This is a genomic window from Sphingomonas sp. GC_Shp_5 (assembly GCF_026540855.1).
Classification (GTDB): Bacteria; Pseudomonadota; Alphaproteobacteria; order Sphingomonadales; family Sphingomonadaceae; genus Sphingomonas.
Genome location: NZ_JALNUP010000013.1, coordinates 15,449 through 39,628, shown reverse-complemented (window position 1 = coordinate 39,628; position 24,180 = coordinate 15,449). Strand labels below are relative to the sequence as shown.

Here is a 24,180-nt window from a genome sequence, read left to right as displayed (position 1 = left end):
TGGGATGCGGGACGATAGAGGTAGCTCGTTGAAGAGGATCATCGTCCATGCATGTATTCGTAACCGGCGCGACCGGGTGGGTTGGATCGGCGGTAACAGAGGAACTGATCGCGGCGGGGCATCGGGTGACCGGGCTGTCGCGATCCGAGGCCAAGGCCGGGCCATTGGCCGACGCCGGTGCGAGCGTGCTGCTAGGAACGCTGGATGACCATGCGCTGCTGCGCAAAGCGGCGGCGAGCGCCGATGCGGTGATCCACACCGCGTTCAATCACGATTTCGCCAAATTCGCCGAGAATGCGGCGCAAGACCAGCGCGCGATCGAGGTGCTGGGCGAGGCACTCGCCGGATCGGAGCGACCGCTGATCGTGACCTCTGGCGTGGCGCTGCTGGCACCGGGGCGGGTTGCCACCGAGGCAGACCGGCTGCCCGATGATCATCCGTTCCCCCGGCGGTCCGAGATTGCCGCGCGGGCGCTGGCGGCGCAGGGCGGGCGCACGACCACGGTGCGGCTGGCGCCATCCACCCACGGTCACGGCGATCACGGCTTCGTGCCGATCCTGATCGATATCGCGCGGCAGACCGGTGTCTCGGCCTATGTCGGCGATGGCGCCAACCGCTGGCCGGCGGTGCACCGGCTCGATGCGGCGCGGCTGTATCGGCTGGTGCTGGAGCATGGCGCGACCGAACCGGCCTATCATGCCACCGCCGAGGAAGGGATCGCCTTCCGTGACATCGCCGAGGTGATCGGTCGCCGGCTCGGGGTGCCGGTGGAGCCGCGCGACCAGGCGCATTTCGGCTGGTTCGGCAGTTTCGCCGCACTCGACATGCCGGCATCGTCCGAGCGCACACAAGCGCTGCTCGGCTGGGCGCCGACCGGGCCGGGATTGCTGCAGGATCTTGATGATCCGGCCTATTTCGGCGGCTGAGCGGCGGTCTGCCGCGTAAGTCGCGTCCGGTGGCCAGGCCTGCCTGCGCTGGCGTGCCTCGACATTCGCGGCCCGGCTCCGCTAGGCAGGCGGCATGAACACTATCTCCACGTTACGCATCGCATTGGCAGGTCTTGGCACGGTGGGCGGCGGCGTGATCCGGTTGCTCGATGCCAATCGCGAGCTGATCACGCGGCGCGCGGGGCGGCCGATCGAGGTGGTCGCCGTCTCCGCGCGCGATCGCACCAAGGACCGCGGCGTCGACCTCAGCCGCTTCGCCTGGGTGGACGACACCCGCGAGCTCGCGACGCATGACGGCGCCGACGTGGTGGTGGAGCTGATCGGCGGCTCGGACGGGCCGGCGCTGACGCTGGCGCGCGCGACGCTCGGGGCAGGCAAGGGCTTCGTCACCGCCAACAAGGCGATGCTGGCGCATCACGGCCTCGAGCTGGCGGAGCTTGCCGAGCAGGCCGGCGTGCCGCTCAAGTTCGAAGCGGCGGTGGCGGGCGGCATCCCGGTGATCAAGGGCATCCGCGAGGGCGCGGCGGCCAATGCGATCACCCAGGTCTACGGCATCCTCAACGGCACCTGCAATTTCATCCTCTCCAAGATGGAGGCGCCACGAGAGCAGGGTGGGGGGCGAGACTTCGCCGAGGTGCTGGCCGAGGCGCAGGCGCTGGGCTTTGCCGAGGCGGATCCGAGCTTCGATATCGACGGAGTGGACGCGGCGCACAAGCTGTCGATCCTGGCCAGCCTGGCATTCGGCACCCGGCCGGCCTTCGCCGATGTCGAGACGCAGGGCATCCGCCATGTCATCGCCGCCGATATCGCCGAGGCGGCGGCGCTCGGTTATCGGGTGCGGCTGGTCGGCGTCGCTGAGGCAGGGCCGCACGGGCTGTTCCAGCGGGTGCATCCGCATCTGGTGCCGATCGACCATCCGCTGGCGCACGTCACCGGATCGCTCAACGCGGTGGTCGCCGAGGGCAATTTCGTCGGCCGGCTGTTTTTCCAGGGCCGCGGTGCCGGCGACGGACCGACTGCGAGCGCGGTGGTCGCCGACCTCATCGACATCGCCCGCGGCGAATATGGCGCAGCCTATGCGATGCCGGCGGCGTCGCTGGTCGCCGAGCCCAAGGCGGACAGCGGCGAGCGGCGCGGGCGCGCCTACCTGCGCTTCACCGTGCAGGACAAGGTCGGCGTGCTCGCCGAGATCGCCGCGGCGATGCGCGATGCAGGCGTGTCGATCGAGAGCCTGATCCAGCGCGGCGCGATGGCCGACGGCGGCGTGCTCGTCGCCATCGTCACGCACGAAGGGCCGGAACGCGCAGTGGCGCAGGCGCTGGAGCGGTTGCGCGGATCGGCGAGCCTCGCCGGAGCGCCATTGTGGATGCATATTCTCGGGTGAGCGCGGGCCGCGGCGTCACCCCAGCGCACGCTGGGGTCTGTGGCGGCTCCGCCCCTGCATCTGCCTCATGAGATCCCAGCTTGCGCTGGGATGACGGGCTGGGGTGAGCGATCGGCTGCGTCAGGGATCGAGCGGGATCGCGACGCGGCCGCGCTTGTCGGGCTTCTTGGCGAAGGCGCTCTTGATCGCGCCGACGGCCCCCTTGATGATCGGCGCCAACGGCGGCCCGAAGCCGACCTGGCACCCGCCTTGGACGGTGGCGCAGGGCGTGTCCGCGGCGGCGAGCGCGCCGATGCCGGTCAGCTCGGGGTTGCTGGGGACGGCGTGATCGGGCGGGCCACGATCATCGGGCAGCGGCAGGCGATCGTTGCCGGGCGCGCCGGCGCAGACGACGATATCGCCATGGTCGTTGCGCTGGGTGCATTGCGGGGTGAGGATCGAGAAGCGCGCGGGCGGCGCGGCGCTGGCGCTGGTCGCAGGCGCCGCCGCGGGGGTCGCTGCCTGCAGCAGCAGGACAATGAGGATCATGGCGCGATCGGCCGATCGCGCATGCCGCCGACGCCGCCGCTGGTGCTGGCGGTGACCCCGGCCATGCCGCCGCCGACCAGGAAGGGGCTGAGGTCCTCGACCGGGTTGGTGCGGTGGAGCAGCCGCTCGCGCTCGGCGCCGACGCTCTCGTGGCGCGGGTCGCCGGCGTCATGGACGATGAACGGGACGCGGAAGCGATCGGCGTCGCGGCGACCGCAGACGGTGATGTCGGTTGATTCGCGGTTGATCACGCAGGGCCGCTCGGCGGCGGTGAGCGTGCTGGCGCGGGCGAGTAGCTTGGTGTCGGCGGGGACGGCTTGGAGCATCAGCAGCAGCGCGATCATCGGGCGTTACTCCGGCGGGGAGGTTGCCGGAATGATCACCGACAATTGTGACCCGATCAAGTCGCGATCGGGGCAACGCCCAGGCGCGGGATGTCGATCGCCGGGCACCGGTCCATGACCACCTGCAGCCCGGCGGCCTCGGCGCGCGCGGCGGCGTCATGGTTGATCACGCCCAATTGCATCCACACCGCCTTGGCGCCGATCGCGATCGCCTCGTCGACCGCCTCGCCAGCCGCTTCCGGGCGGCGGAAGATGTCGACGATGTCGATCGGATCGCCCAGTTGGTGGAGGTCGCGGAACACGAACTCGCCATGGACATGCTCGCCGGTGATCTGCGGATTGATCGGGATCACGCGATAGCCGTGGCGCTGGAGCATCGCCATCACCCCATAGGACGGGCGGTTCGGGCGATCGGAGGCGCCGACCAGCGCGATGGTGCGCGCGTTCTCGAGCAGCGCCTTAATGTCGGCGTCGGCAGTCAGCGGCATTGCGGCTCCTTCTCGATCAATGTGCATCGAGCCAGTCGGCGACGCGGCCGGCTATCTGGTGGAACGCCGCGCCGTCGGCGCCGTTCCCCGCGGCCGGCGGCTCGCCGGCGTCGGACGCAGTGCGGATGCCGATCGCGAGCGGGATGCGGCCGAGGAAGGGCAGGCCGAGCCGGGTGGCGGTAGCCTCGGCGCCGCCGTTGCCGAATGGATCGGAGACCTCGCCGCAATGCGGGCACGCATAGCCCGCCATGTTCTCGACCAGGCCAATGATCGGCACGCCGGCCTTGTCGAACAGGTCAATCGCGCGGGTGGCGTCGATCAGCGACAGATCCTGCGGCGTTGAGACGATCACCGCGCCCGCCGGCTTGTGCTTCTGCACCATGGTCAGCTGGACGTCGCCGGTGCCGGGCGGCAGATCGACCACCAGCGTGTCGGTCGCGCCCCAGTCGGCGTCGACCAATTGGGTCAGCGCGCCGGCGATCATCGGCCCGCGCCAGGCGATCGCCTTGCCGGGCTCGATCAGCTGGCCCATCGACAATAGCGGCACGCCGTAGCGGGTGGGAACGGGATCGAGCACCTTGTCCTTGGCGGTCGGCCGCGTCCCTTCGGCCTGCATCAGCCGCGGCTGCGACGGGCCGTAGATGTCGGCATCGACTAGCCCGACGCGGCGGCCACGCCCGTGGAGCGCGATCGCGAGATTGGCGGCGACGGTGGACTTGCCGACCCCGCCCTTGCCGCTGGCGACCGCGATCAGCCGGCGGTTGACGCGCTCGGCGGTGAGCACGACGCGGACCTCGCCGACCTCCGGTACGGCGGCAGCGGCGGCGCGGACGTCGCGTTCGAGCGCGTCGCGGTCCGCCTCGGCAAGGCCGGTCGCGTCGACGACGATGCCGACGCGGGCGCCGTCCATCCGCACCGTCGCCCGGTTGCCCGCTACTGCGCGGACGGCTGCTGCCACTGTGTCCTGGATCATGCGCAGCCAGATAGGGGGCCTGCGCAGGCTTGGCACTGTTTTTTAGCTGCCGCCCTCTTATAAAGGTGGGATGACAATCCTGCCGGGCCGGTCCACGCGCCCTACCATTCTCGCCGTCGAACCACCCAAGGGCCCGTGGGGCCAGGGCGACGATGCCGGCGGCGCCGGCGGGCCCCGCAACCCCTGGGCGACCCCGCCCGGCGGCCGCAAGCCCGGCGGCAAGCCGAGCGCGCTCGACGAGTTCCTCAAGAAGGCGCGCGGCGGCAACGGCGGCGGTGGCGGTGGCGGCTTCAACGGCCTGCCGACCGCGCCCAACCCGCGGGCGCTGTGGCTGATCGGCGCGGGGATCATCCTGCTGGTGTGGGTGCTCTACACCTCGATCCACCCGATCGCGCCGCAGGAGCGCGGCGTCGTGACCTATTTCGGCCGCTACTCCAGCACGCTCGATCCCGGCATCGCAGTGACGCTGCCGGCGCCGATCGCGCGGGTGGTGAAGGTGGACGTGCAGAACATCCGCACCGAGGATTTCCCGGAAACGGGTGCCGAGAATCTGATGCTGACGGCCGACCGCAATATCATCGATCTTGCCTATTCGGTGCGCTGGACGATCTCGAGCCCTGAGGATTACGTCTTCCAGATCGACAAGCCGCGCGAGACGGTGCGCGCCACCGCGGAAAGCGCGATGCGCGAGGTGGTGGCGAACGTCAGCCTCAACCAAGCGCTCGGGCCGGGCCGCACGCTGATCGAGAACCAGGTGCAGGAGCGGATGCAGCGGGTGCTCACCGAATATAAGTCCGGGATCCGCATCCAGGGCGTCGCGATCAAGCAGGCCGATCCGCCCAGCCAGGTCAACGACGCGTTCAAGGACGTCACCGCCGCGCAGCAGGACGCCCAGGCGGCGCGCAACAAGGCGCAGTCTTATGCCCAGCAGATCGTCGCGCTGGCGCAGGGCGAGGCTGCGCAGTTCGACAAGGTGTACGAACAGTATCGGCTCGCCCCCGAGGTGACCCGCCGCCGGATGTATTACGAGACCATGGAGCAGGTGCTGGCCAAGTCCGACAAGACCATCGTCGAGACCGGCGGGGTTGTGCCCTATCTGCCACTTGATCGCGTCAAGCGACTGCCGGATGTGCCGGCCGCGGCGCAGCCCCAGGCGACGCAGGGAGGCGGCCAGTGAACCCCGCGCTCCTCCGCAACCCCGTGACCATCGGCCTCGCCCTGCTCGCGCTGGTGATCCTGCTCGCGGCGACGATCACCATTGTTCCCGAGACCCAGCAGGTGGTGGTGCTCCGCTTCGAGCAGCCGGTGCGCACGGTAAACGCCTATCGCAAGAACGAGGTGTTCGGCCACACCGGCGCCGGGCTGATCGCGCGTATCCCGTTCGTCGACCGCCTGGTGTGGATCAACAAGCGCGTGCTCGACGTCGAATATGAGAACCAGCAGGTGCTCTCCTCCGATCAGTTGCGGCTCGAGGTGGACGCCTATGCGCGCTACCGGATTGTCAATCCGCTGAAGGCGGTGAACGCCACCGGCAGCACGGGTTCGACCGAGAGCCGGATCACCGATGCGCTGGCGCCGCTGCTCGGCACCTCGATCCGCAACGAGCTCGGCAACCAGCCGTTCGCGACGTTGCTCAGCCCCGAGCGTGACCGGGTGATGGACAATATCCAGGCCCGGCTGCAGCGGCTGGCGTCGCAATATGGCGTCGAGATCGTCGACGTGCGGATCAAGCATGCCGACCTGCCGGACGGCAGCCCGCTGGAGAGCGCGCTCAACTCGATGCGGACCGCGCGGCAGCAGCAGGCGACCACGATCCGCGCGCAGGGCCAGAAGGATGCGCAGATCATCCGCGCCGGGGCCGACGCCCAGGCCGCGCAGATCTATGCGCAGAGCTTCACCAAGGATGCCGACTTCTACGACTTCTACCGGGCGATGCAGTCGTACCGGGTGACGTTCGGCACCAATGGCGGCGAGGCGCCCAAGGGCTCGACCTCGATCATCCTGTCGCCCAACAACAGCTATCTTCGCGAGTTCGAGGGTCGCGGGCGTTGATTGCGGGCACGATCGCCACCAGCTTGCGGGTACGTGAATATTCAAGCGGCGTTCAGCCGGTTGGGGCCATTGCGGCTCCGATTATCGGTCTGACCCCCTATGAGAGGACTTTCCACTAGTGCGTTACGCCTACGCCATCACCGGTGCGCTGCTCCTCGGCGGTGCCACCGCCACCCTCGCCCTCCAGCCGAGCGTCGCGCAGGTCGCGCAGAACGAGCCGGGCGCGATCCAGGCTGCCGCGCCCAAGGGCGGCGCGCCGATGAGCTTCGCCGACATGGTCGCGCGGCTGCAGCCCGCCGTGGTCAACATCTCGACCAAGCAGACCATCGTCCAGAAGCAGCCGGCCAATCCCTTCTCGGGCACGCCCTTCGGTGATCTGTTCGGCGGCATGGGCGGCCAGGGCGGCGCGCCGGTCAAGCGCGAAGGCCAGTCCCTGGGCTCGGGCTTCCTGATCTCGCCGGACGGCTATGTCGTCACCAACAACCATGTGATCTCGCCGGGCGCGCAGGGCGCGACGGTGAATTCGATCACCGTGACCTTGTCCGACCACAAGGAATATGTCGCCAAGGTGATCGGCAAGGATCAGGATTCCGATCTGGCGCTGCTCAAGATCGACGCGACCAACCTGCCGTTCGTCAAGTTCGGCGATTCGTCGCGCGCCCGCGTCGGTGACTGGGTGGTCGCGATCGGCGAGCCGTTCGGCCTCGGCGGCACCGTCACCGCCGGCATTATCTCGGCGATCAACCGCGTCACCGGCCAGGGCGGCGCCTATGACCGGTTCATCCAGACCGACGCCTCGATCAACCAGGGCAATTCCGGCGGCCCGATGTTCGACCTCAACGGCAACGTGATCGGCATCAACAGCCAGATCTTCTCGCAGTCGGGCGGCAACATTGGCATCGGCTTCGCTATCCCCGCTGAGGAAGCCAAGCCGATCATCGAGACCTTCCGCACCGGCGGCAAGATCCAGCGCGGCTATCTCGGCGTGTCGCTGGGCGGTCCGATCGATGACGATCGTGCCGAAGCGTTGGGCATTCCGAAAAATCAGGGCGAGCTGATCGCCGGCGTCGAGCCGACGGGCCCTGCCGCCAAGGGTGGCCTCAAGGTCGGCGATGTCGTCATCAAGGTGAACGGCGCTGAGGTGAACCCCGACCAGTCGCTGTCGCGGCTCGTGTCGAACGTGAAGCCAGGTGAGACTGCCCGGCTTGACGTGATCCGCAACAACAAGCCGGCTTCCGTCAACGTCACGGTGGCTGCGCGGCCTTCCAACGATCAATTGCTTGCCCAGGCAGGTGGTGACGATGAGGGTTTCGGATCGGACGACGATGACGACAGCGCCGTCGTTCCTGTCAATGGCGGTGCGCTCGGACTGACCGTGCAGCCGCTCACCGCTGGCATCGCCCGGGCAGTGGGGGTCGATCCGACCACCCGAGGCGTCGTCATCGCGGCGGTCGACCAGTCGAGCGATGCGGCGCAGAAGCTCAAGCGCGGCGACGTGGTGCTCGCGGTCAACAGCACCCCGGTGACCACCGCTGCCGCGCTCAGCGCCGCGGTCAACCAGGCCAAGGCGGCGGGTCGCCCGCAGGTGCTGCTGCTGGTGCAGCGTGGCCGTGGCGCCAAGGCCTTCATTCCGGTCAAGATCAAGGGGTAAGCCTCGGCGCTCCTGTGCAAGCCGGAGCATCGATCTGAATGAAGGGCCGTCGCTTGTAGAAGCGGCGGCCCTTTTCTTTTGCGTCGCGCGCGGGCTAGACTCATCGCCCGGGAAGATCAGGAGTTTGAATGAGCGACGGAATCTTCATCGGCGCCAGCGTCGGGGCAGGGGGCGTCGGCAGCCGTCAGATGCTCGATCTCAAGCGCGCCAACCGCCACGGGCTGATCGCGGGCGCCACCGGCACCGGCAAGACGGTGACGCTGCAGGGCATCATCGAGGGCTTCTCCAGGGCGGGCGTGCCGAGCTTCGTCGCCGACGTGAAGGGCGATCTCGCCGGGCTCGCGATGGCCGGATCGCCGCAGGGCAAGAATCACGCGACCTTCGCCGCGCGCGCCGCCGAGATCGGCGACACAGAGTGGGCCTATGCCGACAATCCCGTGCAATTCTGGGACCTGTACGGCGAGCAGGGGCACCCGATCCGCACCACCGTCAGCGAGATGGGGCCGTTGCTGCTCGCGCGGCTGATGGACCTCAACGAGGTGCAGGAAGGCGTGCTGACCATCGCCTTCCACGTCGCCGATCAGGAGGGGCTGCTGCTGATCGACCTCGACGATCTGCAGGCGATGCTCGCGCATTGCGGGACCCGCGCGGCCGAGCTGACGACGCAATATGGCAACGTCTCCAAACAGTCGATCGGCGCCATCCAGCGCTCGCTGTTGCAGCTGCGCAGCCAGGGCGCCGAGCATTTCTTCGGCGAGCCCGCGCTCGACATGGACGACTTCCTGGTCACCGACGACCGTGGTCGCGGCATCGTCAACATCCTCGCCGCCGACAAGTTGATGGCCGCCCCCAAGCTCTATTCCACCTTCCTGCTGTGGCTGATGAGCGAGCTGTTCGAGCACCTTCCCGAGGTCGGCGATCCCGACAAACCCAAGCTCGTCTTCTTCTTCGACGAGGCGCATCTGCTGTTCGACGAGGCGCCCAAGGCGCTGCTCGACAAGATCGAGCAGGTGGTGCGGCTGATCCGCTCCAAGGGCGTCGGCATTTACTTCATCACGCAAAATCCGATCGATATTCCCGACACGGTTGCAGGGCAGCTCGGCAACCGCGTGCAGCACGCGCTGCGCGCCTTCACCCCGCGCGACCAAGCCGCGGTCAAGGCCGCGGCGACCACCTTTCGCGCCAACCCCGGGGTGGATGTCGCCTCCGCGATCACCGAGCTCAAGGTCGGCGAGGCGCTGGTATCGCTGCTGCTGCCCGACGGATCGCCAGCGCCGGTCGAGCGGACGCTGATCAAGCCGCCGGCATCGCGGGTCGGCCCGGTGACGCCCGACGAGCGCAAGGTGCTGATCGACACCGACCCGGTCGGCGCCAAGTACGACACGGTGGTCGATCGCGAATCCGCCGAGGAGCTGCTCGCCGCCAAGACCCAGGAGGCCGCGGCGGCCGTGGCGGCGAGCCAGGCCAAGGACGCGGCCGACAAGGCCGCCGCGGTCGAGGCCAAGCAGGGCGCGCAGGCCGCCAAGGAGGCCGAGCGCGCGCGGATCGCGGCGCAGCGCGATGCCGATCGCGACGCCAAGGTGGCGGCGCAGGCGCAGGCCGCGGCGGAACGCGAGGCGGCGAACTCGCCATGGAGCAAGGCATTGACCTCGGCGACGCGGGCGGCGAGTTCGTCGATCGGCCGCCAGGTGGCGAACGAGATCGGCAAGCAGGTGTTCGGCGGCGGCACGCGACGTTCGTCGGCCTCGAGTGGCGGGCTGGTCGGTACGGTGATGCGCAGCGTGCTCGGCAATCTGTTGCGCGGTAGATAGGAAATGGATGCGATGAGCCTGGATGACGACGGCGCTGGCGCGTGGAGTGCGGTGGGCGAGGCGGGGCTCGATGAGGCGATCGAGCTGCGCCGGGCGATCCATGCCGATCCCGAGATCGGGCTGCACTGCCCGCGCACTGCGGACAAGATCAAGGCGGCGCTCGCCGGGCTGCCGCTCGAGATCCACGACAGCCGCTCGACCACCGGCTTTGTCGCGGTCCTGCGCGGCGGCGGCAGCGCGGGGCAGGGGAACGGCCGCACCGTGCTGTTGCGCGGCGATCATGACGCGCTGCCGATGCACGAGGAGACCGGGCTGCCGTTCGCCTCGCTGATCGATGGCGCGATGCACGCCTGCGGGCATGATTCGCACACTGCGATGCTGGTCGGCGCGGCCAAGGCGCTCTCGGCGCGGCGTGACCAGCTGGCCGGCACGGTGGTGTTCATGTTCCAGCCCGGCGAGGAGGGCTATCACGGCGCCCGCTACATGATCGACGACGGGCTGCTCGACATCGCCGCGCCCGAGGCGGCGTTCGCGCTGCACATCCTGCCCAACGCGCCGGCCAACGTGCTGGTGACCCGGGCAGGGCCGCTGATGGCGTCTGCCGACACACTCCACGCGGTGATCCGCGGCGCCGGCGGCCATGCGGCGATGCCGCACGATTGCCTCGATCCGATTCCCGTCGCCTGCGAGATCGTCACCGCGCTGCAGACCTTTGTCGCGCGGCGGGTGCCGGTCACCGATCCGGCGGTGCTGTCGATCACCAAGATCGAGGCCGGCTCCGCGCACAACATCGTCCCGGGCGAGGTGAAGATGCTCGGCACGCTGCGCACGCTGTCCGAACCGACCCGCCAGCTGATGCGCGCGGCGTTTGCGCGGATCGTCGAGGGCATCGCGGCGGCGCATGGCCTCACCGGCGAGGCGTGGATCGAGGACGGCTATCCGGTGACTGTCAACGACGCGCGCGCGGTGGCGCTGATGGAGGCGTGTGCGGTCGATCTCGGCGGCGCCGGCGGCTTCCAGCTGATGCCGGCGCCGATGATGGGTGCGGAGGATTTTTCCTATGTGCTGCGCACGATGCCGGGCGCGATGGCGTTCCTCGGCGCCGCGCCCGCGGGCAGCAACCCGGCGACCAACCCGCCGCTGCACAACACGCGGATGACGATCGAGGAATCGATCATGGCGCGCGGCATCGCTCTGCACTGCGCTGTGGCGACGCGGTTCCTGGAGCAGGGGCTGGGGTAAACCAACCCCTTCGCCTAGGCGAAGGGGGTAGGCAGGGCCGGCCCTTACTTCTTGATCAGGCCGATCTCCACCAGCCGCTGGTGGAGATAGTCGTGCGCGGTGATCGGCTCGGGGTAGCGGTTCGGATTGGCCGCGGTGATGGTCTGCGGCAGCGTCTCGATCAGGAAATCGGGCGCGGGGTGGAGGAAGAAGGGCATCGAGTAGCGCGAATGGCCGCGGCGCTCGGGCGCGGGGTTGACGACGCGGTGCGTGGTCGAGGGCAGCAGGTGGTTGGTGAGGCGCTGGAGCATGTCGCCGACATTGACCACCATCGCGCCTTCCGGCGGCTTGATCGCCAGCCACTCGCCGGTAGCGCGGTCGAGCAGTTCGAGCCCGGCTTCTTCGGCGCCGAGCAGCAGGGTGATGAGGTTGATGTCCTCGTGCGCGCCGGCGCGCACGCCCTCGGCATCCACCGGGATCGGCGGATAATGAAGCAGGCGGAGGATCGAATTGCCGTCCTTCACCGCGGGATCGAACCAGTGCGGGTCGAGCCCGAGGTGGCGGGCAATCGCCGAGAGCAGCTTGTCGCCGGCGCGGTCGAAGGCGGCGAACAGCTCGACGAACGTGTCCTTGAAGCCCTCGGGGCGGGTCGGCCAGACGTTCGGCGCCATGTCCTTGGCGAAGCGATGCCCCGCCGGCAGCTCGCGGCCGACATGCCAGAATTCCTTGAGGTCGACGTGCTTGGCGTCCTTGGCGATCTCGGTTTTGAAGGGCGTGTAGCCGCGCGCACCGCCCGCGCCCTCGATGAAATAGCCGCGCTTCTCGGCGTCGGGCAGCGCGAACAACGCCTCGGTCTCGGCCCAGGCGCGCGCGATCAGCTCCTGCGGCACACCATGATCGGCGATCACCGCAAAGCCGAATCGCTCGAACGATCCGCCGAAGGCGGCGGCGAAGCCGGCGGGGTCGGTATCGGCCTGGGCGAGGCTGAGGGTGGGGACCTGGGCGGCGGGGGTGTCGAGCATGATCTGTGTCCGTCTGTGAAGCCGCAGCTATAGGCCGCGCGGTGTGGCGCGTCATGCGCAACTTGCCGTGACTAAGGCGCCCAATCGCCGCCGTGGTCCCCTCGGTTCAACGGCTTGGCGCGGCCCAATGGCGGTTTGCCGCGAGTCGGCGGCGGCGCCCTTGTCGCGGGGGATGAGATAAGGGCACACACTTATCCACTGGGGCGCGGAGGGGCTGCGTATCAGGGAAGAGCACGATGCCGGCTTCGTCCAAGGGCGAGGGCGGCGCATCATCCGGGGTCCGATGAACAAGCTTGCCCGTACTGCTGCAGACCTTGCACTCGCTGCGATTATGGTTGTGATGCTCACCGTCTCGGGCGCCATGGCCGCTCCACTGGCCGAAGGCGCACCTGCCGCCGCCACCGCCGCCGTTGGCGGCCCGATGATCCCCACCGGCAGCGTCGAGGCGACCTCCGACCTCAAGGCCGACGCCCAGTTCCGCACCCTGTTCCAGAGCTGGAAGAAGCTCGACACCCGCGTCGGTGGCGGCATCGCCATCCCGTCGGTCCAGCCGGTGCAGAAGCTGAACTTCACTAGCAACTTCGGCATCCGCTCCGATCCGTTCCGCGGCACCGCGGCGATGCATGCTGGCGTCGATATCCCCGGCCCGGTCGGTACCCCGGTCTACGCCACCGCCGACGGCATCATCGATCACGCCTCGCGGCTCGGCGGCTATGGCAACATGGTCGAGATCAACCATGGCAAGGGCATCGCCACCCGCTACGGTCACCTGTCCAAGATCCTCGTCGCCGATGGCGCCAAGGTGACCCGTGGCCAGCTGATCGCGCTGATGGGCTCCACCGGCCGCTCGACCGGCCCGCACCTCCATTACGAGGTCCGCATCGACGGCCATGCGGTCAACCCGATCCCGTTCCTGACCACCGCCGACTATCTGCTCGCCGCGCAGGACCGCTCGGTGCATGCGATCCCAGTGTCCACCGACGGGCCCGCCGCGCAGGATTGAACTCTGATCGTAAACCAAGCGTCACCCCGCGAACGCTGGGGTTTCGTTGTAGACAGGCGAAGCGCGCGCCTCAGGAAGATCCCAGCTTTCGCTGGGATGACGGTGTAGCTCTGTTGCCGCCGCCCCGCCGAGCGCCTATCTCCCCCTGATGGCGACCCTAGTTCAAGACATTGCCCTCACTCCCTCCGCCGCCGCGCGCGTCGCGGCGATCGCGGCCAAGCAGAACAAGCCGGCGATCCTGCGCTTGTCGGTGGATGGCGGTGGCTGTTCGGGGTTCCAGTATAAGTTCGGCATGGCCGACGCACCGGAGGGCGATGATTCGATCACCGAGACCGATGGGGTGCGGCTGGTGGTCGACAGCGTCAGCCTCGATCTCGTCCGCGGCTGCCAGGTCGATTATGTCGAGTCGCTGGGTGGCGCGGCGTTCCGCGTCGAGAATCCCAATGCGGCGAGCGGTTGCGGCTGCGGTTCCAGCTTTGCGATCTGACGCTTGAAGATCGTCACCTACAATGTGAACGGCATCAAGGCGCGGCTGCCGCGGCTCCTTGAGTATCTCGCCGAGCAGCAGCCCGACGTGGTGTGCCTGCAGGAGCTGAAGTCCAGCGACGAGACGTTCCCGGCCGCCGATATCGAGGCAGCGGGCTATGGTGCGGTGTGGCACGGGCAGAAGGGCTTCAACGGCGTCGCCGTGCTCGCCAAGGGGCAGACCCCGGTCGAGCGCCAGCGCGGGCTCGCGGGCGAGATCGAGGACGAGCACAGCCGCTATCTCGAATGCGAGGTCGACGGGCTGGTGGTCGCGTCAATCTACCTGCCCAACGGCAATCCTCAGCCCGGCCCCAAGTTCGACTATAAATTGCGATGGATGGAGCGGCTGGCGGAGCGCGCGCGCGCGTTGCTCGAGGCCGAGGTGCCGGCGGTGCTGTGCGGCGACTACAATGTCATCGCCAACGACGACGACACCTTCTCGGTGCGCGCGATGCAGGACGATGCGCTGATGCAGCCGGAGAGCCGCGAGGCCTATCGCCGGCTGCTGGCGCAGGGCTGGACCGATGCGCTGCGCACGCGCCACCCCACCGGCGGCGTGTGGACCTTCTGGGATTATCAGGCAGGCAGCTGGCAGCGCGATGCTGGGTTCCGGATCGATCACCTGCTGCTCAGCCCCGCGGTGGCGGATCGATTGCAGGAGGCCGGCGTGGACAAGGAATATCGTGGGCGTGAGAAGGCGAGCGACCATGCGCCGACCTGGGTGCGGCTGCGATGAAATGGCCGATCGCCGCCGCGGCGCTGGTCGTCGCCACGCCTGCTGCGGCGCAGGATCTGCGCGACTATTGCCCGGACCGTCCCGGGCTCGGCACGCCGGCCTGCACGATCGACAAGGGCCATGTCTCGGTCGAGACCTCGGTGGCCGACTGGACGCTCGACAAGCAGGCGGACAGCCGCACCGACACGCTGCTGATCGGCGACACGACCGTGCGCGTCGGCGTCGCCGACAATGTCGAGCTGAGGGTCGGCTGGACGCCGTTCGGCCATGAGCGCACCCGCGACCGCATCACCGGCGCGATCGACAGCCGCGACCGGGTGGGTGACGTCAGCTTCGGCGCCAAGATCAACCTGCTCAACCCCGATGGTGACAAATTGTCGATCGCGGTGCTGCCCTATGCGACGCTGCCGGTGGGGCGAAGCCCGATCGGCGCGGGCGACTGGGGCGCGGGTCTGGTGCTGCCGGTCACCTACGAGCTGACGGACGCGCTGTCGCTCGAGGCAGTGCCCGAGGTCGACGCCGCGGTGGACGAGGACGGTGATGGCCGGCACCTGCAATATTCCGCGGTCGGCGGGCTCTCGTACAAGCTCAGCAAGGCGGTGACGCTGACCGGCGAAGGGCAGGTGATCCGCGACAACGATCCCGAGGACCATGCCACCCAGGCGCTCGCCGCCTTGTCGGTAGCCTGGCAGGCGAAGGACGATCTCCAGTTCGACGTCCAGGGCAATGCCGGGCTCAACCATGCAGCGCCCGATGTCGAGCTGGTCGCGGGAATTGCCAAGCGGTTCTGAGCTTTCCGCTCGGGCGAAACGCCCAAGCTGCCTGTGACGTCGGGACCTGAAGTCTGTAGCGGCCCTTGTCCTGCGCCGCCGCCCGAGATCCCGGCTTCCACCGGGATGACGGCTTCGCAGCGTGGAATGAAGCCGTAACGTACAGCAGCCCGGCCCCTTTACACCGCCGTTCCCCACCCCGTAACCGTGGGGCAAAGGGGAGCCCGATCGATGAGTTTGTTTCGCCGCAAGACGATCACCGCGCAGCCGCCCGGGCAGCAGCTCGCGCGGACGCTGTCGTGGCCGCATCTCGTCGCGCTCGGCGTCGGCGCGATCGTCGGCACCGGGATCCTGACGTTGATCGGGGTCGGCGCCGATCGCGCCGGCCCGGCGGTGATCCTCTCCTTCGTCATCGCCGGTGCGATCTGCGCCTGCGCCGCACTCTGCTATGCCGAGATGGCGACGATGATCCCCGCCTCGGGATCGGCCTATACCTATAGCTATGCGGTGCTCGGCGAGGTGTTCGCCTGGGTGGTGGGCTGGAGCCTGATCCTCGAATATTCGCTGGTGGTGGCAACGGTGGCGGTCGGCTGGTCGGGCTATGCGGTCGGCTTCCTCAAGGGGTTGGGGATCGTCGTGCCGCCGGCGCTCGCCAACGGCCCCGCGCTCGGCGGCGTGATCAACCTCCCGGCGGTGCTGATCATCGCGGTGGTGGCGGGGCTGCTGATGCTCGGGACGCGCGAGAGCGCGCGGATCAACACGGCCCTGGTGGTGCTCAAGATCGTCACGCTGGCGCTGTTCGTCGCGGTCGCGCTGCCGCACTTCGACGCGGCCAATCTTCACCCGTTCGCGCCTTATGGTTATGGCAGCGAGGAGCATGCCGGCGGGATCAAATATGGCGTGATGGGCGCCGCGGCGATCATCTTCTTCGCCTTCTACGGGTTTGACGCCATCTCCACCGCGGCCGAGGAAGCCAAGAACCCCGACCGTGACCTGGCGATCGGCATCGTCGGCTCGATGGTGGCGTGCACCGCCATCTACATGATCGTTGCCGCGACCGCGGTCGGCGCGATCGGCTTCACCCGTTTTTCCGACAGTCCCGAGCCGCTGGCGCTGATCCTGCGCGAGATCGGGCAGGGGCGGATCGCGACGATCGTCGCCGCCGCCGCGGCGATCGCGCTGCCGACGGTGCTGCTCGCCTTCCTCTACGGGCAGAGCCGGATCTTCCTCGTCATGGCGCGCGACGGCTTCCTGCCGAAGAGTCTCGCCAAGGTGTCGCGGCGCGGCACGCCGGCGCGGATCACCGCGGTGACGGCGGTGCTGGTCGCGGTGATCGCCGGCCTCGCCCCGCTCGACGTGATCGCCAGCCTCGCCAATGCCGGCACCTTGTGCGCGTTCGTTGCGGTGGCGGCGTGCGTGCTGGTGATGCGCCGACGCGATCCGGCGGCGCGGCGGCCGTTCCGCACCCCGCTCGCCTGGATCGTCGCGCCGCTCGGCATCATCGGCTGCTGCTATCTGTTCACCAGCCTGCAGGTGGTGACGCAGGTCGCCTTCTTCGGCTGGAACGCGCTCGGCCTGATCATCTACTTCCTGTTTGCGCGTGGCATGGCCGATCGGCGGATCTGGGAAAACCGCGCGTGAGCGGATGGCACCTCGGCATCATCGGCGGCTCGGGCCTGTACGATGTCGCCGGGATCAAAGACGGCGAGTGGGTCGAGGTGGCGAGCCCCTGGGGCACGCCGTCCGACGCGATCTTCACCGGCAGGGTCGGAGCCGCCCGCGTGTCGTTCCTGCCGCGCCACGGCCGCGGCCACCGCATCGCGCCGGGCGAGCTCAACGCGCGCGCCAACATCGATGCGCTGAAGCGCGTTGGCGTTACCGATCTGCTCGCGATCTCGTCGGTCGGCTCGCTGGTCGAGGAGCGGCCGCCGGGCAGCTTCACGATCGTCGACCAGTTCATCGACCGCACGAAGGAACGGCCTGCCAGTTTCTTCGGCACCGGCCTCGTCGCCCATGTGTCGATGGCCGATCCGGTGTGCCCGCGGCTATCCGCGCTCGCGGCCGCGGCGGGCGAGGCGGCGGGGGCGGCGATCACCCGCGGCGGCACCTATCTGGCGATGGAGGGGCCGCAATTCTCCACCCGCGCGGAAAGCCTGCTCTACCGGCAATGGGGCTGCGCGGTGATCGGGATGACCGCGATGCCCGAGGCCAAGCTCGCGCGCGAGGCGGAGCTGCCCTATGCGCTGGTCGGCATGGTCACCGACTATGACTGCTGGCGCGAGGGCGAAGAGGCGGTCGATGTCGCGCAGGTGATCGGGCAGCTTGCCGCCAACGCAGCGCATGCCCGTGCGCTGGTGATGCAGCTGCTCACCGCGCTGCCGGCCGTGCGGACCGCGTCGCCGATCGACCGCTGCCTCGACAGCGCGATCATCACCGCGCCCGGCGCGCGCGATCCCGCGCTGGTCGCGCGGCTGGATGCCGTCGCCGGGCGGGCGCTCAGAACCAGGCCATGACACCGAGCGGGAAGGGCGTCCACCAGCCCACCCGAACACCGGCGTGGCGGAGTGCGTCGCCGGTCCAGGCGTTGCAGGTGCGCAACGCGTCATAATGGCCGCGTGCCTGGTAGAAGGCGTCGTTCATGTCATAGCCCCGGTAGCGGGCGCCGCCGGGCGCAAAGCTTGCCTGCACATAAGCGGCGAGGCGGCGGTATTCCGCGGGGCGCAGCACGATCGCGCGGACGGTGCCGCCGGCCTCCGGCACCGGAACATGCTCGAGGTGGATCAGCGTCCGGTCGCTGCCGGTCGCGGCGGCGATGATCGTGCCGGGCCTGACGTCGGACCAGCGCGGCGTGCCGAGGAAGAAGTCCTGCTCGCCCCAGCCGATCGCGAGATGATCGTAGCCTGCATAGCGTGGATCGGCGAGGTCGCGCGCGGGTGCCCAGCCGCGCCAGTCCACCCCGGCGGCCACCTTGGGCACCACCAGCCCAACATGGATGCCGTTGGATTCGACGAAGATGCGGACGCCGTTCGAGGGCGGCGTCCAGCCCCGGTTGGCGGGGATCGCCCCGCCGGCCAGCCCGAGCAACGCATAGCCGCAGGCCAGCACGGCCAGCGCCAGCGCGGTACGGCGCAGGGCGGCGCGTAGGATTGTGGCGTATCGTGTCATAGCCGCGTCATGCTAGACGGCAGACATGGTTGAGGAAACGCACGTGCACGAGTCGCCTCCCGAAGGCGCCGGCGCCGACTGGACGGTGGCGCAGGATTGGCAGCATTACGCCCCCGAGGAACATGCCACTTGGGACACGCTGTTCGCACGGCAATCGGCGCTGCTGCCGGGGCGCGCCTCCGAGGCCTATCTGCGTGGGCTCGACGTGCTCAAGCTCTCCAAGCCCGGCATTCCCGATTTTGCCGAGCTGTCCGACCGGCTGATGAAGCTCACCGGCTGGCAGGTGGTGGCGGTGCCCGGGCTGGTGCCCGATGACGTGTTCTTCGACCATATGGCCAACCGCCGCTTCGTCGCGGGCAATTTCATCCGCCGGCCGGACCAGCTCGACTATCTTGAGGAGCCGGACGTATTCCACGACGTGTTCGGCCACGTGCCGATGCTCGCCGATCCGGTGTTCGCCGATTATCTCGCGGCCTATGGCCGCGGCGGCCAGCGTGCGCTCAGCATGGACGCGTTGAAGTATCTCGGCCGGCTCTACTGGTACACGGTCGAGTTCGGGCTAATCGCCGAGCCCGAGGGCCTGCGCATCTATGGCTCGGGGATCGTCTCCAGCTTCGCCGAGACCCGCTTCGCGCTCGACGACCCCAGCCCCAACCGGATCGGCTTCGATATCGCGCGGGTGATGCGCACCGAATATCGGATCGACGACTTCCAGCAGAACTACTTCGTCATCCCGAGCTTCGACGAGCTGCTGCGGATCACGGTCGAGACCGATTTCGCGCCGCTCTATACCGAGCTCAAGGCACGGCCCGACATCCCCGTGGCGCAGATCGTGCCGGGTGACGAGATCATCACCGAGGGCACGCAGGCCTATGCGCGAGGCAAGGCGAGCGCCTGATCTGGCACGGTGAAGGCCGGCCCGTGTCCGGCGCAACCGGGGCTTCTGACGGCGCAGGAGCCCGCACCCGTTACAGCGTGATCGCCGCCTTCAGCCCGAGCACGCCGACGTCGTTCGCCGATTTCACGCCACCGGGATGGTGGATGAACTGGACGTTCGGGCGCAGCTCCAGCCAGTCGGCCGGATGGATGCTGTAATAGATTTCCGAGGCATATTCGGCGTCGCGCACCGGCGTGCCCGGAACCAGCCGGTCGGCCTCGGCGGCGCGCCCGTTGACGTTGGTGCGGGCCACCGCGAAGCCGAGCACGTCGCCGGGCACCGCGGGCACCAGCCCCTTGTAGAACAGGCCGATCGAGACCTGATTGTCGGTAACCGAGGTCTTGCGGTCGGCCTGAGTGATGTTGGCGAACATGCCGAGCCCGGTGACCGACTTGCCGTCCTTTGAGGTGCCGGTGAGCTGCTGCTGGACGGCGATGTAGACGCCGTATGCACTGGAGCGCTGGAGCGGATCGAGCCCGGTGATCACGATCGGCTGGCGGTTGATGTCGAGCAATACGTCGGCGCGATCGGCGGTGGAGACCCAGCCGCCAACCTTGTACGAGCCGACATGACCATCATCGCCGCCGCGTGAATAGCCGGCCTCGATCGGCACCAGCGCGCCGGTTGCGCCGTGAAAATGAGCGACGAAGAAATGGTCGTCGAGGTTGCGCGGATTGATCTCATAGGCCGCGGTCTGGACGTAGAGATGGTCGTTGAGGTCGACGCGGACGCGCCCGCCCCATTGGCCGACCGGCCAGTTCTGCCAGTAATCGCCGACCAGATTGCCCGGCTGCGCGCCGCAGAAGCTCAAGTTCTGGAAGTGGCAGGAGAAGACCGCGAAATCCTCGCCGGGGTTGGTGCGGCCGACCTTGATTTCAACCTTGTCGCCGATCCGCTGCTCGTACCAGAGCTGGGTGACGCGTGCGGTCTGGCCGCGGCCATAGACTTCCTGCACCTGCTGCAGCGTGCCGAGCCCGGCCGCGTCCGACAGGTTGAGACCCCGCCGCCAGGTGAGCGTCGCCTGGAAGGCGCCGCCCTTCAGCCCTACCAGCTTGTCGAGGTCGAGCAGCGCGCCGACGTCGAACTGTCCCGTCTCGCGGAACAGTTTACGTTCGCCCCCAGCGAAATTGTAGCCGCTTTCCGATGCATAACGGGCGGTGAGGCCAATGCCGCGCTCACCCAGCCGAGTACGAATCTTCTGCCAGTCGCCAAACAGGCCGGGCGGCGGCGAACTCTGGGTGTCGCCGATCAGTGCCGAAGGCGAGGTGTCGCGGGTGCTGCGGATCGGGGTGCGTGGGCGGTGCTGAGTGTCGCCCTGGCTGGTATCCGGCGTCTGCTCGGCCGCGGCGTCGGGAGCGGGGGCAGGCGCGCCGAGATCCACCGCCTGGGCTTGGACCGCGCTAGGCAGCGCGGCGTACACCAACAGCGCGGGCAACATGCTTTTACGCAACACAGACATTGTCATCGGCCCCTATCGCTCGTTGGCGTCTCGATCGCGCCAACCAGCCGGCGCTTGGAAAGTTCTACCTGCGTAACGATATTTTGCAGGTGCGAACAGAAATGAAGACGCCGGCCCCTTACAGATCCAATGCCCAGCCGTCACGACCCTTCGGATCGACCGGCGCGTTCGGCACATGACGGGTCGCGCCGGCGGCCAGCCGCAGCACCGTCCAGTCGCCGCGCCGATCGATCGCGACGAGCGAACAGCCGCAGGCGGCATAGGCATCGACCACCATCTGCCGCTGGGTGTCGAGCAGCCCGGCGAGCACGATCGTCGCCCCCGGGGCCGCGATCGCCGCCACCTCGGGCGCCATCGACACCAGCGGCCCGGCAAGGATGTTGGCGATGATCAGGTCATACGGCGCGCGCGCGGTGATCGCATCCGACAATGCGCCATCGGCGACGACCAGATCGACCGCCTCGACCTGGTTGATCGCGGCATTGTCGCGGGTGACGTCGATCGCGATCGGATCGATATCGGTCGCCATCACCTGCGCGGTCGGCCACAGATGGCGCGCTGCGAAGGCAAGCAGGCCGGTGCCGGTGCCGAGATCGATGGCATTGGCGATCGGCCGGTCGGCCAGCCCGTCGAGCATCGCCAGGCAACCGGCGGTGGTGCCATGATGACCGGTGCCGAACGCCTGGCCCGCATCGATCAGAAAGGCGCGGCCCCTCGCCGGTGCCTCGCGCTGGTGGGTAGCGGTATGGACGACAAAGCGGCCTTCCTGGATCGGCTCCAGCCCGGCCTGGCTCATCGCCACCCAATCCGCGGCGGCGAGATGCTCGACGACCGGCTCGTGACCCGAAGCGCTCGGCACCAGCGCATGGATCAACGCGATGGTCAGCGCATCGGGTTCGGCCTCCAGATAGGCGTCGAGCCGCCAGTGCTCGACGTCATCCTCCACCTCCTCGGTGGTCATCAGCACCGCGTCGATCGCGAGATCGTCCGCGGCATCGATTGCCTCGGCCTCGGCACGGGTGCAGGGCAGGGTGACCTTCCATGAATCAGCGGACATAGCTTGCTCCGTTCACGTCGAGCACCGCTCCGGTCATCGACGGCGGTGCGTCGAGCGCGAGGAAGCGGGCGACATCGGCGATCTCCTCCGGCGCGGCGACCCGGCCGAGCGGGATGTCGGCGAGCAATTGCTCGCCGCCGCGGCTGGAGAGGTAATCCTCGGCCATCCCGGTCATGGTGAAGCCGGGGCAGACTGCAAAGGCGAGGATGTTGTCGCGGGCATAGCCGCGGGCAATGGTCTTGGTCATCGCCACCATGCCGGCCTTGGCGGCGGCATAATGCCAGTGCGCCGGGCTGTCGCCGCGATAGGCGGCGCGGCTGGCGACGTTGACGATGCGGCCGCCCGAGCCACGCTGCTGCCAGTGAAGCACGGCCAGGCGGCAGAGTTCGGCGGCGGCGGTGAGGTTGATCCGCTGGGTACGCTCCCAATCCGCGACCCAGTCGCCGTGCGGCTGATCGAGCGGGCTCGCCTCGAACACGCCGGCATTGTTGATCAGCACGTCGATGGTGCCGTTCGCCTGCGCCAGCGCTGTTTCCCACAAAGCGGCAGGGGCGGCGGGATCGGCGAAATCGGCGGCGATCCCGCTGCGGGTGCCATGGCCGATCACGGTGGCGCCGGTAGCGGCCAGCGTCTGGTGGATGGCCGCGCCGATGCCGCGGCTCGATCCAGTGAGAAGAATGGTCATGACCCCCGCCTTAGAACAGGAAGGCGGGTGACTGAAAGGCCACGTCGTCCGCCCTGATTACAGCGGAAACTGGATGCTGCGCGCCTAGCCGACGCTGGCGGAGAAGCTCTCGGCCGATTGGCGCAGCTGGCCGAGACGGTCGCCGACCTCGTCGAAGCCTGCGCCAAGCGCGTCGATCTCCTTGGCGACCGCGTCGGTATCGGTGCGGATCGTCTCGATCGTCGACGACATGGAATCGGCGGCAAGCGCGGTCTCGTCGACTGCTGCGGTGATCGAGGTGACGGTCTGCGCCTGTGCCTCCATTGCCAGCCGGATGCGATCGGCCGATCCCTGCACCTCCGCCACGGTGGCGCGGATCGAGGCGTTGGTGGAGACGGTGCTGTGGGTCGCCTGCTGGATCGCGGCGATCTTGGCGGCGATGTCGTCGGTGGCGCGCGCCGTCTGGTTGGCGAGGCTCTTCACCTCCTGCGCCACGACGGCAAAGCCGCGGCCGGCGTCGCCGGCCCGCGCCGCCTCGATGGTGGCGTTAAGCGCGAGCAGGTTGGTCTGGCCGGCGATGTCGCGGATCAGGCCAAGGATCGATTCGATCGACTTGGCATGTTCGCTGAGCGCCTCGCTGACCTGGACGGCGTCGCTCGCCTGGTCGCTGGCGCGGTTGGCGATGGCCGCCGCGGCGTCCACCTCCATGCGCGTCTCGTCGATGGCGCGGATCAGCCCGGCGGCGGTTTGCGCCGCCTCGCGCATCGCGAAGGCGGATTGCTCGGCGGCGGCGGCCATCTGGCTCGCTTTGCCGAGTACGTCGCGCGTCGAGGCGGAAGCCCCGCTCGCCTGCACCTGGATTCGCGCGCCGAGCGTCGCCGCGCCCTCGATTGAGCCGGCGATGCTGTCGCGAAACGCGGTGGAGCGCTGCTGACGCTCGACGCTGGTGGCGGCCGCCTGCCGTGCGGCTAGGTGGCCGGTCATCAGATCGGATTCGACGAGCGAGATCCGCTGCACCGTATCCACCAGGCGCAGCATCCGCGCGGTATCGCCGGCGACATGGCGCTCGATCATCGCCAGCGTGATGCTGTGCGAATAGGCAAGCGCCGCCTGCAGCGTCGGCAGCGGGATGTTGGAGGCGCGGGCCTGCTCGGCATGACGGGTGGCGATCCTCACCCAACGATCACCAAACGGTTCGCTGTACTTGAGCTGCGCATAGTCAGCGCTTTCGCGCAGCCGCCGCTCGAGCCGCTCGCCATGGAAGAAGTGGCGGATCGGCTGGGTCGCCGGCAGCGCCAGATAATGCTGCCAGAAATGCTCGGAGATCCTGCGGAAGTCGTCGGCCGAGAACAGCGCGCAGATATCGGCGCACGCGGCCGCGATCGTATGATCCCAGTCGTAATCGCCCAGATGCTCGACGATCCCGCGTCGCGCCTGCATGCC

The 24,180-nt window shown here is 68.6% G+C and carries 24 protein-coding genes; 14 read left to right on the top strand and 10 right to left on the bottom strand.

Annotated elements, in window-relative coordinates; all coding sequences use genetic code 11:
- Nucleotides 1-47 precede the first annotated feature (47 nt).
- Entirely contained in the window at nucleotides 48-926 is an 879-nt protein-coding gene (locus tag OXR60_RS11730; protein WP_267396093.1) for an SDR family oxidoreductase, read from the top strand.
- Between the two features lie 94 nt (nucleotides 927-1,020).
- Entirely contained in the window at nucleotides 1,021-2,331 is a 1,311-nt protein-coding gene (locus OXR60_RS11725; protein WP_267396092.1) for a homoserine dehydrogenase, read from the top strand.
- Between the two features lie 120 nt (nucleotides 2,332-2,451).
- Here the strand turns inward: OXR60_RS11725 and OXR60_RS11720 are convergent, their stop codons facing one another.
- The 4 genes from OXR60_RS11720 to OXR60_RS11705 are packed head-to-tail and all read right to left on the bottom strand — an operon-like array spanning nucleotide 2,452 to nucleotide 4,664.
- Nucleotides 2,452-2,859, bottom strand: a complete 408-nt coding sequence (locus OXR60_RS11720; RefSeq protein WP_267396091.1) for a hypothetical protein — start codon at nucleotides 2,857-2,859, stop codon at nucleotides 2,452-2,454.
- Nucleotides 2,856-3,203, bottom strand: a complete 348-nt coding sequence (locus tag OXR60_RS11715; protein ID WP_267396090.1) for a hypothetical protein — start codon at nucleotides 3,201-3,203, stop codon at nucleotides 2,856-2,858. The genes OXR60_RS11720 and OXR60_RS11715 overlap by 4 nt, the downstream gene beginning before the upstream one ends.
- A 56-nt stretch (nucleotides 3,204-3,259) precedes the next feature.
- Nucleotides 3,260-3,691: a CoA-binding protein gene (locus OXR60_RS11710; protein ID WP_267396089.1), complete on the bottom strand. Its 432-nt coding sequence runs from the start codon at nucleotides 3,689-3,691 to the stop codon at nucleotides 3,260-3,262.
- Nucleotides 3,692-3,707: 16 nt separating this feature from the next.
- Nucleotides 3,708-4,664, bottom strand: a complete 957-nt coding sequence (locus OXR60_RS11705; protein ID WP_267396088.1) for an Mrp/NBP35 family ATP-binding protein — start codon at nucleotides 4,662-4,664, stop codon at nucleotides 3,708-3,710.
- Nucleotides 4,665-4,734: 70 nt separating this feature from the next.
- Between OXR60_RS11705 and hflK the strand changes: the two genes are divergently transcribed.
- The 5 genes from hflK (at nucleotide 4,735) to OXR60_RS11680 (ending at nucleotide 11,420) form a co-directional block, all read left to right on the top strand.
- Nucleotides 4,735-5,841 carry an FtsH protease activity modulator HflK gene (hflK, locus tag OXR60_RS11700; protein ID WP_267396087.1) on the top strand — a complete coding sequence of 369 codons (1,107 nt, stop codon included), beginning with the start codon at nucleotides 4,735-4,737 and terminating at the stop codon, nucleotides 5,839-5,841.
- Nucleotides 5,838-6,716, top strand: coding sequence for a protease modulator HflC (locus OXR60_RS11695; RefSeq protein WP_267396086.1), 879 nt, complete (start codon nucleotides 5,838-5,840; stop codon nucleotides 6,714-6,716). The genes hflK and OXR60_RS11695 overlap by 4 nt, the downstream gene beginning before the upstream one ends.
- A gap of 118 nt (nucleotides 6,717-6,834) precedes the next feature.
- A complete protein-coding gene (locus OXR60_RS11690; protein ID WP_267396085.1) occupies nucleotides 6,835-8,367 on the top strand; it encodes a Do family serine endopeptidase in 1,533 nt (510 codons plus the stop codon).
- A gap of 128 nt (nucleotides 8,368-8,495) precedes the next feature.
- Nucleotides 8,496-10,178: a helicase HerA-like domain-containing protein gene (locus tag OXR60_RS11685; RefSeq protein ID WP_267396084.1), complete on the top strand. Its 1,683-nt coding sequence runs from the start codon at nucleotides 8,496-8,498 to the stop codon at nucleotides 10,176-10,178.
- 12 nt (nucleotides 10,179-10,190) lie between these two features.
- Nucleotides 10,191-11,420, top strand: coding sequence for a M20 family metallopeptidase (locus OXR60_RS11680; protein WP_267396083.1), 1,230 nt, complete (start codon nucleotides 10,191-10,193; stop codon nucleotides 11,418-11,420).
- 44 nt (nucleotides 11,421-11,464) lie between these two features.
- On the opposite strand, the gene OXR60_RS11675 is transcribed toward OXR60_RS11680, so the two are convergent.
- The gene (locus OXR60_RS11675) at nucleotides 11,465-12,421 is read right to left on the bottom strand and encodes a 2-oxoglutarate and iron-dependent oxygenase domain-containing protein (RefSeq protein WP_267396082.1); all 957 of its coding nucleotides are present in this window, start codon (nucleotides 12,419-12,421) and stop codon (nucleotides 11,465-11,467) included.
- Between the two features lie 283 nt (nucleotides 12,422-12,704).
- On the opposite strand from OXR60_RS11675, the gene OXR60_RS11670 reads away from it, so the two are divergent.
- The 6 genes from OXR60_RS11670 (at nucleotide 12,705) to mtnP (ending at nucleotide 17,968) form a co-directional block, all read left to right on the top strand.
- Nucleotides 12,705-13,424: a M23 family metallopeptidase gene (locus OXR60_RS11670; RefSeq protein ID WP_267396081.1), complete on the top strand. Its 720-nt coding sequence runs from the start codon at nucleotides 12,705-12,707 to the stop codon at nucleotides 13,422-13,424.
- A 148-nt stretch (nucleotides 13,425-13,572) separates the two neighbouring features.
- Nucleotides 13,573-13,911 carry an iron-sulfur cluster insertion protein ErpA gene (erpA, locus tag OXR60_RS11665; protein WP_267396080.1) on the top strand — a complete coding sequence of 113 codons (339 nt, stop codon included), beginning with the start codon at nucleotides 13,573-13,575 and terminating at the stop codon, nucleotides 13,909-13,911.
- Between the two features lie 3 nt (nucleotides 13,912-13,914).
- Complete coding sequence (gene xth, locus OXR60_RS11660) at nucleotides 13,915-14,685, top strand: exodeoxyribonuclease III (protein WP_267396079.1); 771 nt, start codon at nucleotides 13,915-13,917, stop codon at nucleotides 14,683-14,685.
- Nucleotides 14,682-15,476, top strand: a complete 795-nt coding sequence (locus OXR60_RS11655; protein ID WP_267396078.1) for a transporter — start codon at nucleotides 14,682-14,684, stop codon at nucleotides 15,474-15,476. Before xth ends, OXR60_RS11655 begins: the two co-directional genes overlap by 4 nt.
- A 210-nt stretch (nucleotides 15,477-15,686) precedes the next feature.
- Nucleotides 15,687-17,096: an amino acid permease gene (locus OXR60_RS11650; protein WP_267396077.1), complete on the top strand. Its 1,410-nt coding sequence runs from the start codon at nucleotides 15,687-15,689 to the stop codon at nucleotides 17,094-17,096.
- Complete coding sequence (gene mtnP / locus OXR60_RS11645; protein WP_267396076.1) at nucleotides 17,093-17,968, top strand: S-methyl-5'-thioadenosine phosphorylase; 876 nt, start codon at nucleotides 17,093-17,095, stop codon at nucleotides 17,966-17,968. Before OXR60_RS11650 ends, mtnP begins: the two co-directional genes overlap by 4 nt.
- On the opposite strand, the gene OXR60_RS11640 is transcribed toward mtnP, so the two are convergent.
- Entirely contained in the window at nucleotides 17,952-18,620 is a 669-nt protein-coding gene (locus tag OXR60_RS11640; RefSeq protein ID WP_267396075.1) for a TIGR02117 family protein, read from the bottom strand. The two genes, mtnP and OXR60_RS11640, sit on opposite strands and share 17 nt — an antisense overlap.
- 25 nt (nucleotides 18,621-18,645) lie before the next feature.
- Here OXR60_RS11640 and phhA point away from each other — a divergent pair, with 25 nt between their 5' ends.
- Nucleotides 18,646-19,518, top strand: a complete 873-nt coding sequence (gene phhA / locus OXR60_RS11635) for a phenylalanine 4-monooxygenase (protein ID WP_267396074.1) — start codon at nucleotides 18,646-18,648, stop codon at nucleotides 19,516-19,518.
- 70 nt (nucleotides 19,519-19,588) lie between these two features.
- Here the strand turns inward: phhA and OXR60_RS11630 are convergent, their stop codons facing one another.
- The 4 genes from OXR60_RS11630 to OXR60_RS11615 form a co-directional block, all read right to left on the bottom strand.
- Nucleotides 19,589-21,007, bottom strand: a complete 1,419-nt coding sequence (locus OXR60_RS11630; RefSeq protein ID WP_267396073.1) for a carbohydrate porin — start codon at nucleotides 21,005-21,007, stop codon at nucleotides 19,589-19,591.
- A 127-nt stretch (nucleotides 21,008-21,134) separates the two neighbouring features.
- Nucleotides 21,135-22,073, bottom strand: coding sequence for a 50S ribosomal protein L11 methyltransferase (locus OXR60_RS11625; protein WP_267396072.1), 939 nt, complete (start codon nucleotides 22,071-22,073; stop codon nucleotides 21,135-21,137).
- Entirely contained in the window at nucleotides 22,063-22,758 is a 696-nt protein-coding gene (locus OXR60_RS11620; RefSeq protein WP_267396071.1) for an SDR family oxidoreductase, read from the bottom strand. The genes OXR60_RS11625 and OXR60_RS11620 overlap by 11 nt, the downstream gene beginning before the upstream one ends.
- An 84-nt stretch (nucleotides 22,759-22,842) precedes the next feature.
- The gene (locus OXR60_RS11615; RefSeq protein ID WP_267396153.1) at nucleotides 22,843-24,177 is read right to left on the bottom strand and encodes a methyl-accepting chemotaxis protein; all 1,335 of its coding nucleotides are present in this window, start codon (nucleotides 24,175-24,177) and stop codon (nucleotides 22,843-22,845) included.
- Between the last annotated feature and the right edge of the window lie 3 nt (nucleotides 24,178-24,180).

Coding starts and splice junctions, on each gene's coding strand:
- hflK (WP_267396087.1), top strand. CDS start 4,735: ATGACAATCCTGCCGGGCCGGTCCACGCGCCCTACCATTCTCGCCGTC.
- OXR60_RS11725 (WP_267396092.1), top strand. CDS start 1,021: ATGAACACTATCTCCACGTTACGCATCGCATTGGCAGGTCTTGGCACG.
- OXR60_RS11650 (WP_267396077.1), top strand. CDS start 15,687: ATGAGTTTGTTTCGCCGCAAGACGATCACCGCGCAGCCGCCCGGGCAG.
- OXR60_RS11620 (WP_267396071.1), bottom strand. CDS start 22,758: ATGACCATTCTTCTCACTGGATCGAGCCGCGGCATCGGCGCGGCCATC.
- OXR60_RS11675 (WP_267396082.1), bottom strand. CDS start 12,421: ATGCTCGACACCCCCGCCGCCCAGGTCCCCACCCTCAGCCTCGCCCAG.
- OXR60_RS11640 (WP_267396075.1), bottom strand. CDS start 18,620: ATGACACGATACGCCACAATCCTACGCGCCGCCCTGCGCCGTACCGCG.
- phhA (WP_267396074.1), top strand. CDS start 18,646: ATGGTTGAGGAAACGCACGTGCACGAGTCGCCTCCCGAAGGCGCCGGC.
- OXR60_RS11730 (WP_267396093.1), top strand. CDS start 48: ATGCATGTATTCGTAACCGGCGCGACCGGGTGGGTTGGATCGGCGGTA.
- OXR60_RS11710 (WP_267396089.1), bottom strand. CDS start 3,691: ATGCCGCTGACTGCCGACGCCGACATTAAGGCGCTGCTCGAGAACGCG.
- OXR60_RS11680 (WP_267396083.1), top strand. CDS start 10,191: ATGAGCCTGGATGACGACGGCGCTGGCGCGTGGAGTGCGGTGGGCGAG.
- OXR60_RS11705 (WP_267396088.1), bottom strand. CDS start 4,664: ATGATCCAGGACACAGTGGCAGCAGCCGTCCGCGCAGTAGCGGGCAAC.
- erpA (WP_267396080.1), top strand. CDS start 13,573: ATGGCGACCCTAGTTCAAGACATTGCCCTCACTCCCTCCGCCGCCGCG.
- OXR60_RS11685 (WP_267396084.1), top strand. CDS start 8,496: ATGAGCGACGGAATCTTCATCGGCGCCAGCGTCGGGGCAGGGGGCGTC.
- OXR60_RS11720 (WP_267396091.1), bottom strand. CDS start 2,859: ATGATCCTCATTGTCCTGCTGCTGCAGGCAGCGACCCCCGCGGCGGCG.
- OXR60_RS11655 (WP_267396078.1), top strand. CDS start 14,682: ATGAAATGGCCGATCGCCGCCGCGGCGCTGGTCGTCGCCACGCCTGCT.
- OXR60_RS11670 (WP_267396081.1), top strand. CDS start 12,705: ATGAACAAGCTTGCCCGTACTGCTGCAGACCTTGCACTCGCTGCGATT.
- OXR60_RS11615 (WP_267396153.1), bottom strand. CDS start 24,177: ATGCAGGCGCGACGCGGGATCGTCGAGCATCTGGGCGATTACGACTGG.
- OXR60_RS11625 (WP_267396072.1), bottom strand. CDS start 22,073: ATGTCCGCTGATTCATGGAAGGTCACCCTGCCCTGCACCCGTGCCGAG.
- OXR60_RS11715 (WP_267396090.1), bottom strand. CDS start 3,203: ATGATCGCGCTGCTGCTGATGCTCCAAGCCGTCCCCGCCGACACCAAG.